Origin of the sequence: Sporomusa sp. (genome assembly GCF_035561255.1) — a bacterium.
Classification (GTDB): Bacteria; Bacillota; Negativicutes; order Sporomusales; family Sporomusaceae; genus Sporomusa.
Genome location: NZ_DATMXX010000162.1, coordinates 1 through 12,015, shown reverse-complemented (window position 1 = coordinate 12,015; position 12,015 = coordinate 1). Strand labels below are relative to the sequence as shown.

General features: G+C 44.1%; 14 protein-coding genes. All 14 read right to left on the bottom strand.

Annotation, left to right across the window (positions count from 1 at the left end; all coding sequences use genetic code 11):
- Nucleotides 1–992 (bottom strand): elongator complex protein 3 (locus VN379_RS09300; protein WP_325533094.1); only part of this gene is annotated, 992 nt, incomplete at its 3' end.
- Nucleotides 993–1,039: 47 nt separating this feature from the next.
- A complete protein-coding gene (rnc, locus tag VN379_RS09295; protein WP_325533092.1) occupies nt 1,040–1,774 on the bottom strand; it encodes a ribonuclease III in 735 nt (244 codons plus the stop codon).
- Nucleotides 1,775–1,784: 10 nt separating this feature from the next.
- Nucleotides 1,785–3,026, bottom strand: coding sequence for a beta-ketoacyl-ACP synthase II (gene fabF / locus VN379_RS09290; RefSeq protein WP_325533090.1), 1,242 nt, complete (start codon nt 3,024–3,026; stop codon nt 1,785–1,787).
- Nucleotides 3,027–3,040: 14 nt separating this feature from the next.
- The gene (locus tag VN379_RS09285) at nt 3,041–3,988 is read right to left on the bottom strand and encodes a nitronate monooxygenase (protein WP_325533088.1); all 948 of its coding nucleotides are present in this window, start codon (nt 3,986–3,988) and stop codon (nt 3,041–3,043) included.
- Nucleotides 3,989–4,130: 142 nt separating this feature from the next.
- Nucleotides 4,131–4,367: an acyl carrier protein gene (locus VN379_RS09280; protein WP_021167513.1), complete on the bottom strand. Its 237-nt coding sequence runs from the start codon at nt 4,365–4,367 to the stop codon at nt 4,131–4,133.
- A gap of 45 nt (nt 4,368–4,412) precedes the next feature.
- Nucleotides 4,413–5,156, bottom strand: coding sequence for a 3-oxoacyl-[acyl-carrier-protein] reductase (gene fabG, locus VN379_RS09275; protein WP_325533081.1), 744 nt, complete (start codon nt 5,154–5,156; stop codon nt 4,413–4,415).
- A gap of 1 nt (nt 5,157) precedes the next feature.
- Nucleotides 5,158–6,102, bottom strand: a complete 945-nt coding sequence (gene fabD / locus VN379_RS09270) for an ACP S-malonyltransferase (protein WP_325533079.1) — start codon at nt 6,100–6,102, stop codon at nt 5,158–5,160.
- A 31-nt stretch (nt 6,103–6,133) separates the two neighbouring features.
- Complete coding sequence (locus tag VN379_RS09265; RefSeq protein WP_414714979.1) at nt 6,134–7,015, bottom strand: DUF561 domain-containing protein; 882 nt, start codon at nt 7,013–7,015, stop codon at nt 6,134–6,136.
- A gap of 49 nt (nt 7,016–7,064) precedes the next feature.
- Nucleotides 7,065–8,081, bottom strand: a complete 1,017-nt coding sequence (locus tag VN379_RS09260) for a beta-ketoacyl-ACP synthase III (protein ID WP_325533075.1) — start codon at nt 8,079–8,081, stop codon at nt 7,065–7,067.
- A complete protein-coding gene (plsX, locus tag VN379_RS09255; protein WP_325533073.1) occupies nt 8,074–9,099 on the bottom strand; it encodes a phosphate acyltransferase PlsX in 1,026 nt (341 codons plus the stop codon). Before plsX ends, VN379_RS09260 begins: the two co-directional genes overlap by 8 nt.
- A 60-nt stretch (nt 9,100–9,159) precedes the next feature.
- Nucleotides 9,160–9,729 carry a transcription factor FapR gene (fapR, locus tag VN379_RS09250; protein WP_325533071.1) on the bottom strand — a complete coding sequence of 190 codons (570 nt, stop codon included), beginning with the start codon at nt 9,727–9,729 and terminating at the stop codon, nt 9,160–9,162.
- A gap of 139 nt (nt 9,730–9,868) precedes the next feature.
- Complete coding sequence (gene rpmF, locus VN379_RS09245; RefSeq protein ID WP_084575475.1) at nt 9,869–10,045, bottom strand: 50S ribosomal protein L32; 177 nt, start codon at nt 10,043–10,045, stop codon at nt 9,869–9,871.
- Nucleotides 10,046–10,087: 42 nt separating this feature from the next.
- Nucleotides 10,088–10,603, bottom strand: coding sequence for a DUF177 domain-containing protein (locus tag VN379_RS09240; protein WP_325533066.1), 516 nt, complete (start codon nt 10,601–10,603; stop codon nt 10,088–10,090).
- A 110-nt stretch (nt 10,604–10,713) separates the two neighbouring features.
- On the bottom strand, nt 10,714–11,916 hold the full coding sequence (locus tag VN379_RS09235; protein ID WP_325533064.1) for an acetate kinase: 1,203 nt from the start codon (nt 11,914–11,916) through the stop codon (nt 10,714–10,716).
- Nucleotides 11,917–12,015 lie beyond the last annotated feature (99 nt).

The window sequence follows — 12,015 nt, the reverse complement described above, 5'->3', positions numbered from 1 at the left end:
CCTTTAGGAATAAGAGAATCAGCAGCAAGGGTTATCTCTGATAGGTTATAAAATTGCTTCAGACTACTAATATTATTATTATGTTGCCCTCTCACTTTAGAACAATCCTGCGGATGATGGCGTATAATCAAAGCTTCTTGGGAACATATTGAATTCTGTTCAATGAATCCAGCAAGCATTAAATAAAAGATATGCGAATCTACAAGCTCACCAAAAGCAGGGTGGTACGGTCCGGCAATGACTGTTTCTTTATTGTCGAGCTCTGTTGAAGCCTGTAATCCAATGCGAATAACAGCAATTCCCTGACGCTCGAAAACAAGTTTCATATAAGCTGAACGCCCAACTGCCTGAGAAAGCGAGAGAGGTTGGTAAATACCCTGTTTATAGAGCCCGGCAAGTGCAGTACCATTGATAACCACGGTCGGATAAATGCGGACAAAATCAGGGGAAAGTGTAAGTACGTGCTGTACCGTCCTAATCAAACTTGGCCAATCCTCTCCCGGAAGACCGGGCATAAGCTGCAAACCACAGCGTAAAGCAGCTTTCTTCAACAGGGATACGGCATTATTTACAACCTTGCTGTTATGCCCCCGTGCCGCTGTCGCAAGCACTGTATCGTCCAGAGATTGAACACCTAATTCAACAATTGTTACACCTTGCTTAATCAAATTGTTAACCGTCGACTCACTTATACCATCAGGTCTGGTGGATAGACGAATCCCTTGAATCCAGCCTCTTAAGCGGGCCTCTGTTGCTGGTGCCAGCAAATCATTCTGAACATCCTCAGGCAAAGCAGTGAAACTACCACCATAAAAGGCTACTTCGATGTGCCGTTTTTGATTGATAGCAGCCAATCTCTCATCAATGATTCTTCTGACCTGGTTGGCTGTAACTGGAGTTATTTGACCGGTTATTCTTTGCTGGTTACAAAAAACACATTGGTGCCTGCAACCCAAGTGTGGAATGAATATCGGAATGATATAATGTTTCATAATACTCCTATACAGAAAGGACGGCCCTCTGGCCGCCCTGTTTTCCCTTATTCAGTTATTGTTCCAAGCTTCGTCAACGCTTGTCTAGCCGCCTGCTGTTCCGCCTCTTTCTTACTTTTCCCCCAGCCGGAGCCCATGCGTTCCCCATTAACAACAACGGCGACTTCGAAAGATTTGTCATGGTCAGGACCGCGCTCGCTAATAACCTCATAGGCAATCTTACTATCGTTATTTTTCTGCACGATCTCTTGCAGCCATGTCTTATAGTCTTTAAAGTAGTCACCGCTCTCTACCAGAATCAATTCCGATTTCAATTGGTTTAACACATATCTGGCAGCATTTTTAAATCCGGCATCAAGATAAACAGCACCAATAATAGCCTCGAACGCATCTGCAAGGATTGATATCCGTTCCCGTCCACCTGATAGCGCCTCGCCTTTACCTAACAGAAGATATTCGCCAATACCTAATTCCAGCGACCTTTTTGCCAATGTTTGTTCGCACACAACCTGAGCCCGTGCTTTCGTAAGTTCACCTTCAGGTAGATGAGGGCATTGACTAAATAAATAGGAACTGATAATCAAATCCAAAACCGCATCGCCTAAAAATTCCAGACGCTCGTTGTGCCTAACATTAGCGCCTTTGGTTTCATTAGCATATGAAGTATGGGTAAGTGCCTGATGCAATAACTTGTAATCATTAAACGTCACTCCCAACGTTCGGCATAACTCGGCTAATGCCTGTAGGCGAGTTCCATCCAACAGCCCTTTAGTTTCTTTCATAAAGAGCAGATTATCCCTGGTACTTTTTCACCAGGATGGTTGCATTATGGCCGCCGAAGCCAAACGAGTTCGAAAGCGCCACATTAACAACTTGCTCCTGTGCTTTGTTAGGCACATAATCCAGGTCGAGTTCAGGATCTTGGTTTTCATAATTAATAGTTGGCGGAATGATACTATTAGTTATTGTAAGGACAGTAGCGATTGCTTCAATCCCGCCGGCTGCACCTAAGAGATGCCCAGTCATAGACTTAATTGAGCTGACTTTGAGTTTCTTCGCATGCTCTCCAAACAAAGATTTAATTGCCAGCGTTTCATTTTTGTCATTAAGCGGTGTTGAGGTTCCATGAGCATTTATGTAATCTACTTCACTAGGCTCAATTCCAGCATCCTTAAGAGCCATAGCCATGCATTTAGCAGCTTGAGCACCTTCAGGTGCTGGCGCCGTAATATGATACGCATCTGCATTAAAACCATAACCAACTATTTCTGCATAAATTTTTGCACCACGCGCTAACGCATGTTCAAGTGTTTCCATAATAACGATACCAGAACCTTCGCCCATCACAAAGCCGCTACGGTCCTTATCAAAGGGACGTGAGGCCTTTTGTGGCTCGTCATTACGGGTAGACATAGCTTTCATTGCACAAAACCCAGCTACAGCCGTCGGCGAAATAGCCGCTTCTGTACCGCCGGCAACCATAACATCAGCATCGCCGCGCTGGATTATTTTGAAGGCATCCCCAATCGCATTGGTACCTGTAGCGCAGGCAGTAACTACACAGCTGCAAGGTCCTTGCAAACCAAAAGTAATTGAGGTTTGCCCTGCAGGCATATTAGCAATCATCATAGGAACAAAGAACGGACTAATTCGTCCCGGGCCTTTATCAAACAATGTTTTAAACTGGTCGTGAAGCGTATCCATGCCACCAATGCCAGTACCAATTAAAGTACCTATCCGGCTACGGTCTTCTTGATCTAATGCAATTCCAGAGTCTTCAAACGCCATTTTAGCGGCAGCAATCGCAAACTGAGTGCAGCGATCCATACGCTTAGCTTCTTTTTTATCAATATATTGGGTCGGATCGAAGTCTTTTACTTCTCCGGCAATTTGAGTAGTATATTCGCTGGGGTCAAAACGAGTTATGCGGTCAATACCTGACTTACCGGCAAGTAAAGCTTGCCAAAAATTCTCTGTGCCAATGCCAACAGGTGTGATCGCACCTATCCCTGTTATTACAACGCGTTTTTTCAAAAAAGGTCACCTCACTAGTTTATTTCTTCAACTTCTTTAAGAAGCCGTGTAAAAATTTCTTTGACAGGTAAGATTTCATCTATTTTATGAATATACTCACCGGTAAATACCAACCCGGTATCAATATCCCCCTGCTGGGCCCGAATGAGCGCATTGATTATACAAAAGTTCTGCTCACAATGTTTTAAGCAGGCTACACAGGTTTTAGGACCATCGACAGTACATTCAAGAATTTTCTTAGCAAAAGGATTTTTTATAGCTCGCCCCGGTAATCCTACCGGACTCTTTATTAAGACCACATCTTCGTGTTTAGCCTTAAGATAAAATTCTTTTAGAGCTGGAGCGGCGTTAGACTCCACACTAGCGGCAAACCTTGTACCCATTTGTACGCCATCAGCCCCAAGTTTCATTACTTCAACAATATCCTGGCCAGATATTATCCCACCAGCCCCAATTACAGGAATGCTTACAGCCTTCTTAATGTCAGGTAAGAGTACATGCAAAGATTGGTCTGTCCCCAAATGCCCACCGGCTTCTTTTCCTTCGACAATAATTGCCGCAGCACCTAGTTTTTCCGAAATTTTGGCGGCTTTAACAGATGACACAATAGGCACGATTGGAGTACCAGACTTTTTCCCCATAGGGAATACATCACGAGAAAACCCAGCTCCTGCAACTACCAAATCAATCCCCTCATCAATGGCAGTATCGACATAGCGGGCAAACTCTCTGGCCGCCACCATAATGTTTATTCCAATTATCCCCTTCGTTAAGCTACGGGCCAAGCGAATTTCATGACGCAATTCCTCAAATGCCATGCCAGATGCTGCAATAAGTCCGATACCGCCAGCTTCAGCCACTGCTGCTGCCAAACGGGCAGTTGAAAGTCTTATCGCCATGCCCCCTTGGATAATAGGAATCTTAGCAACAAGTTGGCCAATTTTAAGCTCCGGAAGTTTCAAGTAACAACTCCTCCAATCAATAACCCTACCATTAGCTACTACAAATCATTACCTTTAAGAAAGTCCCGCGAAAAAAGCTTCCACGGGACTTTCTTCGTCTACCAAAGGTAATGTCTCACTCCGACGACGGTAAAACGTTAAATTACGCCTGTTTTTCCTTGTCTATGTACTCTACAGCGTCTTTTACTGTTTTAATTTTTTCAGCTATTTCGTCCGGAATTTCGATGCTGAATTCCTCTTCAAAGGCCATAATCAGTTCAACAATATCCAGCGAATCAGCGCCGAGATCGTCAATGAAAGTAGAATTGATAGCTACGTCTGCTTCATCAACGCCGAGCTGCTCAACAACGATTTCTTTAACCTTGTCAAAAGTTGTCATGATGGGTGTTCACCTCCTTCCAAGGCGTTTTTTCTAAATCATCTATTACATTACCATACCACCGTCAACATTTAAAGTCTGCCCGGTAATATAATTTGCAGATTCTGTTGCTAAAAATACTGCAGCAGCGGCTACATCTTCAGCGGTTCCCAGACGATTAAGCGGAATTTTTGTGGCTAAATCCACTTTAACCTGCTCAGACAGACCATGCGTCATGTCGGTGGCAATAAAGCCTGGCGCAATGGCATTGACGGTTATACCACGTGAGGCCAATTCTTTTGCCATAGATTTGGTAAACCCAATAACACCAGCCTTGGCAGCAGCATAGTTTGCCTGCCCGGCATTGCCCATAACCCCGACAACTGAAGTCATATTGATTATTTTACCGCTTCTTTGCTTCATCATAAATTTAGATACTGCCTTAGTACAATAGAATACCCCTTTTAGGTTGGTATTCATCACAGCATCCCAATCCTCATCCTTCATGCGCATCAGCAGTCCGTCACGGGTTATCCCGGCATTGTTGACCAATACATCAATTTTACCATAGGCCTCGATCGTTTTCTTCACCAGGGTTTCTACTGCTTCAGCATTGGCAACATCCGCCTGAATGGTAATTGCATCGCCACCTTTATCTGTGATAGCTTTACGCACTTCTTCAGCAGCCTCAGCATTACCCGCATAATTGATTACTACTTTTGCACCAACATTTGCCAGTGCAATAGCTATTGCCCGACCAATCCCTCTGGACGCCCCGGTAACAATTGCCACATGTCCATCTAAATGCATTTTAGCGAACCTCCTTGAAATAATCAAGGATTTTTTCTAAAGAAGCCGCATCTTCAATATTTAATGTTTCCATCTCTTTGGCTATTTTCTTGGTAAATCCGGTAAGAACTTTACCAGGACCGACCTCAACAAACGTAGTTACGCCATGCCCTACAATTTGTGCTACACAATCTTCCCAAAGTACTGGATTGGCGGCTTGTTTTACCAGTAATTCTTTAATAGCGCCGCCTTGAGTCACCGGTTTGCCATCAACATTTGCTACTACCGGAATTTCCGCCTCTTTAATATCAACTTTATCCAGTTCAGCGCTCAGTCTTTGGGCTGCCGGCTGCATCAGCGTACTATGGAATGGGGCACTTACAGGTAATGAGATTGCCCGTTTTGCCCCGGCAGCTTTTAAAAGTTCACTTGCTTTTTCAACAGCCTGGGTGGTACCGGCAATAACAATTTGACCAGGGCAGTTGAAGTTTACTGCCTGCACGGCACCAACTTCAGATTCTACCTGTTGACAAATCTCAACAACTTTATCGCGCTCAAGTCCCATAATAGCAGCCATACTGCCTTCACCAAGCGGTACAGCCTCCTGCATAAACTGCCCGCGTTTTCTTACCAGCTGAACCGCATCACTAAAAGCGAGCGAGCCTGCGGCAACTAAGGCGGAATACTCTCCCAGACTATGACCGGCCACAATATCAGGTTTAATACCGTGTTGCTTTAAGACTTCGTAACAAGCCACACTCACAGTCAAAATAGCAGGTTGGGTGTTATAGGTCTTCTTTAGTTCTTCTTCCGGACCGTTAAAACACATATCGGTAATTGAAAAACCAAGAGCTTCATCAGCTGACTTGAAAATGGACCGGACTATATCATATTTCTCATACAGCTCTCTTCCCATGCCTACAGCCTGAGATCCCTGTCCCGGAAAAACAAATGCCAGTTTTTCCATTTCTTTCCCTCCTTATGTATTTGTCGAATATTTACAGTTTTTGAGTAAGTTCAGCAATAACCTTAGGGATATTATGCACGATATCCTGCATAATTTCATTAACGGGGCGAATTTCAGTGATCATACCCGCTATCTGTCCAACCATAACCGAGCCGTAATCTACATCACCATCGCGCACGGCTGCTTTTAGCTTGCCAATACCTAGCTGGTCAAGCTCCTCAATTGTTGCACCGCGTTTTTCTAATTCTGCAAATTCACGGGTGAGTTTATTGGCAATAACCCTGACAGGATGTCCTGTCGATATGCCATTAATGATAGTAGACCGTTCTTTGGCTTTGACAATTGCGGCTTTATAGTTTGGGTGAGCTGTACACTCAACAGAAGCTGCAAACAAGGTTCCAATTTGCACACCCTGAGCACCTAAAGCCAACGCAGCCACTACACCACGGGCATCACCAATACCACCGGCAGCAATAACCGGCACACTAACAGCATCAGCAACCAACGGCACCAACGCCATAGTTGTTACTTCCCCTACATGTCCACCGCTTTCCATGCCTTCGGCAATAATAGCGTCAATACCTACACGCTCTAAACGCTTAGCCAACGCCACAGATGCCACTACAGGAATAACTTTGGTACCGATTGCCTTCAGTGCCGGGATGTATTCACCAGGATTCCCTGCGCCAGTAGTAACCACAGCCACCCGTTCGTCAATGACTACCTGCATAACCTCTTTGACAAATGGTGACATGAGCATAATATTGACACCAAAAGGTTTTTCTGTCAAACTCTTAGCCTTGATGATTTCTGCTTTGAGTGCATCAGGCGGCATATGTCCGGCGCCAATAAGCCCCAGACCACCCGCGTTAGAGACGGCGGCAGCTAGTTCAGCGGTAGCTACCCAAGCCATGCCTCCCTGCAAGATAGGATATTTGATATTTAAAAGCTGGCAGAGTTTGCTATTTAACAATAGTGTCGGCCTCCTTGCACCATTTTATAACGGCAGAAGCCCAAGTTAAACCAGCACCAAAACCAACCAGCACCACAATATCGCCATGCTTTATTTTGCCACTGTGTACAGCTTCGTCGAGCGCAATTGGGATAGATGCGGCCGAAGTGTTACCGTATTTATCAACATTAACCATAACCTTGTCTAAAGGTAATTTGAGTCGCTTAGCTGCTGACTGAATGATCCGAATGTTTGCTTGGTGTGGAATGAGGCAGTCAACATCGCCAGGGTTAAGCCCGGCGTCTTCCAGCGCCTTAACAGCCGCCTCGCCCATTACTTTAACAGCAAACTTAAATACCTCATTACCATTCATGTGGACAAAGTGCAACTTTTGTGCTATTGTATCAGCCGTTGCCGGATTGCGTGATCCACCAGCAGGAAGTTTCAGTAAATCGCCGCCTGAGCCATCTGCGCCAAGGTGAGCGGCTAAAATTCCACAACCTGGGACTGTTTCCGCCAGCACTACCGCACCAGCCCCATCCCCAAAGAGAACACAGGTATTACGATCACTCCAGTCGAGTATTTTTGAAAGGGTCTCAGCACCGATTACCAGTATTTTCTTATATAAACCAGCCTTGATAAATTGACTGCCGGTTACCATCCCATAAACAAACCCGGAACAGCCTGCCGCCAAATCAAAAGCAGCTGCTCTGGTGGCCCCAATATTAGCCTGCACAAGGCAGGCTACTGAAGGAAAAAGCATATCAGGTGTTGCTGTAGCTACAATGATAAGGTCAATTTCTTCAGAGGTTACACCAGCGTCATCAAGTGCTTTTTGGGCTGCGCGGCTGGCTAAATCAGAGGTTGCCATACTCGGGTCCGCAACTCTTCGTTCACGGATGCCCGTCCTCTCAACAATCCATTCGTCAGAGGTTTCTACTATGCTTTCTAGATCTTTATTAGTCATTATCTTTTCCGGAACATATGTACCGATACCAATAATGCCTACTGCTTTATCATTATTCATTGGTTACAACCCCCTCCTTAGCAATGTTTTCACGTATATGGGCAACAACATCCTGCTCAGTAAACTCTTTAGCAACCCTAATAGCGTTTTTAATCGCTTTAGCCCGGGAACTACCATGGCAGATAATAAAACCACCATTTACACCTAATAGTGGTGCTCCACCATATTCGGCATAATCTAGTTTTTTCTTAAGTCCTTGCAAAGCGGGCAATACAAGCATAGAGGCCATTTTCGTCCAGAAACCGCTGCTCTTAATTGAGTCTTTTACCAACTGCAAAATAGCCCCGGCTAAGCCTTCGCCTAGTTTTAAGACAATATTCCCCACAAATCCGTCGCAAACAACAACATCAACTGTTCCTTTAGGAATATCGCGACCTTCAACGTTACCAATAAAGTTTACAGTACTAAGCTGCTGTAACAGTGGATAGGTAGCAAGAACCTGTTCATTGCCCTTACTTTCTTCCTCGCCAATATTTAAAAGCCCTACCCTGGGCCCTGGAATATTCAGCACATACTCAGCATAAATCGCGCCCATGATCGCATTTTGAACCAGATGTTTAGGTTTACTGTCAACATGAGCACCTGAATCCACGAGAACTGTTGTCCCGGTAAGATTCGGCATAGGTGTGGCAATAGCAGGGCGTTCGATCCCCTTTATTCGTCCCAAACCAAGCAGTGCAGCAGCCACTGCAGCGCCAGTACTACCAGCACATATTGCTACATCACAGTGCCCCTGTTTAACCAGGCTAGTAGCAACAACCACAGATGCATCCTTTTTTTTTCTGACAGCAGCCCCTGGTGATTCATGCATATCAATAACTTCACTGGCGTGATGAATTGTAATACCTAAATTTTTCCAGTTGCCATGACGGTCAAGCGATTGGGTAATTTGAGCTTGGTCGCCGACTAAAACAATCTCAAGATTTTCTTCGGTATACTCTTTGGCAGCTTGTAACGCACCTAGAACAATTTCATCAGGTGCGTAATCCCCGCCCATGGCATCAACGGCAACCTTCATTCAATATCTCCTTTCACAAAACCAATAAAATAGAGTACAAATATTCAATTACAGTTTTTGCTATTTATGCAGATCCGGTTCCAGTGATACCATTATGAACTTAGCCCGAAATACTTCCTGACTATCATTCCTAGTTTTTACCCAAATAAAATATTTATTGCCTCTTTTTTTTATGACCTCAGCTCTGGACACCAGTTTATCGCCCTCATGAACAGCAATCTTATATTTAATATTGGCTACTCCTGTTACAGCCACCGGGGCATCAATAATTGCCAGTGCCAAAGAATTGGCCTGGGCAAAAATATAGTGTCCTCGTGCTACTTTGTTCTTTTCAAACACCATCTCAGAGGTTACAGTCATTAGAGATATCCCGGTTTTACCTAATTCAAGGTCTATCAACTCGCCAACAACATCCGTACTGGCAATTGTTTTGAGCTTATTCTGCGCTTCTTCGGCCATCTGCTTAGTACGCTCCCTGAGTTCAGGTATTCCAAGCTCCAGCCGGTCAAGGCGAATAGTCTGCACACTAACAGTCAAATAGGCTGCCAGTTCCTCGTCAGTAAAAAACGGTGTGGTTAATAGTTTCTCTTTTAACTGTTCTTGTCGTATTTTTTTTTGAACTCGCGCCATTACATCACCTAGTTTTATCAGTAAGTTATATTACCAATTGATAGCATTAATTATAGCTAGTTACTACCAAGATTGCAAGTAAAAAAAGTGAGCAAGATAAAATTTTAATTGCCTTTTATCTTGCTCACTCATTATTTTTTTATTCTGCTGCAACCACAACTTTACCATTATAATGACCACAATCAGGACACACGCGGTGAGGCATTTTCTTTTCGTGACACTGGGGGCATTCTACCAAACCAGGGATAGTAAGCTTCCAATTAGCACGACGCTTATCGCGGCGGGCTTTAGACATTTTACGCTTAGGTACTGCCATTCTATTTCCACCTCCTTAACAAAATTGGCCAACCTGCCAATCTCAGTCCTTGGACAAGAGTTTTTCCAAAACTGCAAGCCTCGGATCAATTTTAGTCGAGTTGCAGCCGCAGGTATTTATGTTTAGGTTGACTCCGCACTCAGAACACAACCCACGGCAGCTTTCACTGCAAACAGGTTTGATAGGCTCAGCCAACAAAATATTCTCACGGATTAATTCTGCAAGATTAATCTCATCACCGCTAAAATAATTGATTTCCTGAACCAAAGCTTCGCCTGACTTCTCAAACTCAGCTTCTCTATATTCCTCACTGAATGCAATATTAAGTATTGTAACCATGTCTTCCAGGCAGCGGCTGCAGCATTGGTTTATGGTAGCACGGATATTTCCGTTTACCTCATAAATCATTCCTTTATTTATAATACAGCCATCAACCATCATGTTCTCAACCCAAATTTCCGGATTATCAAGACCTAACGCTCCGGCTGAGGTTTTAAAAGAAAAGGATTGCGTGCTCCCGGGATCTTTTTTTAACTGGGATATGTTAATTTTCATCATTTTCCACCAACCTTCATCTATTATAGCTACACACCAGAGGTTTGTCAAGACAATAAGAAAAGCAGGGAACTCAAGTGTTCCCTGCCTATCATGCGATACTTGTAAGACCGTTATGCAAGGTTGCCGCAAATTGCTTTTGTGTCGCGGGCAATAACCAGTTCTTCATTGGTTGGAATGACAAAAATTTTAACTTTAGCACCGTCAACGCTAATTTCCTGCGCTTTGCCGCGAACATTATTTTTGTCAGGATCAATCCGGGTGCCAAGATATTCAAGGCCATTAGAGATTTTGTCACGCATGCTGATAGAATTTTCGCCAAGGCCGGCAGTAAATACAATTGCATCAACACCACCCATAGCCGCAACATAAGATCCAATAAATTTGCGCACTCTGTATGCGAACATTTCAAGAGCCAGTTCCGAACGCTCGCTTCCGGCATTGGCTGCTTCCTCAATATCACGGAAATCACTTGATACACCCGAAACACCAAGCACACCTGATTTTTTGTTCAAGTAGCTGTCAACCTGATCAGTCGACATGTTTTCTTTTTTCATTAAAAAGGGAATAATTGCCGGATCAATGCCACCGGAACGAGTACCCATTACCAATCCTTCAAGGGGTGTGAAACCCATGCTGGTATCAAGGCATTTGCCATGTTTGACAGCTGCTATGCTTGCGCCGTTGCCCAGGTGGCAGGTAATGATGCGGAGATTGGTCATATGCTCTCCCATAAGCTCAGCAGCCTGTTGGGAAACATATTTGTGGGAGGTGCCATGAAAACCATATCGTCTGATGCCATATTTCTCATATGCTTCATAAGGCAATGCATACAGAAAGGCATATTTAGGCATTGTTTGATGGAACGCAGTATCAAAAACAGCTACTTGAGGAATGCCTGGCATGATTTCAGCGCAAGCATTTATACCCATAATATTAGGGGGGTTATGAAGCGGGGCCATCTCAATGCATTCTTCTAAAGCAGTCATAACGGCAGGGGTAATTAGCACCGAGTCAGCAAATTTCTCGCCACCATGGACAACACGGTGACCAACAGCGGCAATTTCTTTCATACTGGTAATTACGCCATGCTCAGAGTTGGTGAGAGCTTCAATAACAAGCTTAATGCCAATACTATGATTAGTAATATCGGCATTAATAATCACTTTATTTTTCCCTTCCGGCTGATGGGTCAGTACTGCCCCATCCAAACCAATACGTTCAACTAATCCTTTTGCCAAAACAGACTCATCCAACATGTTGACCAGCTGATACTTAATTGAGGAACTTCCACAGTTAACAACTAAAACTTTCACAACAAAATCCTCCCTATTTCTTTAATATGTATTGGTGTGGCAGGCCACTGAACCAATATCGTCAACTTATTCTCTAACAATTTTTATCTTTTCGACACC

Coding starts and splice junctions, on each gene's coding strand:
- rnc (WP_325533092.1), bottom strand. CDS start 1,774: ATGAAAGAAACTAAAGGGCTGTTGGATGGAACTCGCCTACAGGCATTA.
- VN379_RS09280 (WP_021167513.1), bottom strand. CDS start 4,367: ATGACAACTTTTGACAAGGTTAAAGAAATCGTTGTTGAGCAGCTCGGC.
- fabG (WP_325533081.1), bottom strand. CDS start 5,156: ATGCATTTAGATGGACATGTGGCAATTGTTACCGGGGCGTCCAGAGGG.
- fabD (WP_325533079.1), bottom strand. CDS start 6,102: ATGGAAAAACTGGCATTTGTTTTTCCGGGACAGGGATCTCAGGCTGTA.
- VN379_RS09265 (WP_414714979.1), bottom strand. CDS start 7,015: ATGGCTTGGGTAGCTACCGCTGAACTAGCTGCCGCCGTCTCTAACGCG.
- VN379_RS09260 (WP_325533075.1), bottom strand. CDS start 8,081: ATGAATAATGATAAAGCAGTAGGCATTATTGGTATCGGTACATATGTT.
- plsX (WP_325533073.1), bottom strand. CDS start 9,099: ATGAAGGTTGCCGTTGATGCCATGGGCGGGGATTACGCACCTGATGAA.
- fapR (WP_325533071.1), bottom strand. CDS start 9,729: ATGGCGCGAGTTCAAAAAAAAATACGACAAGAACAGTTAAAAGAGAAA.
- rpmF (WP_084575475.1), bottom strand. CDS start 10,045: ATGGCAGTACCTAAGCGTAAAATGTCTAAAGCCCGCCGCGATAAGCGT.
- VN379_RS09240 (WP_325533066.1), bottom strand. CDS start 10,603: ATGATGAAAATTAACATATCCCAGTTAAAAAAAGATCCCGGGAGCACG.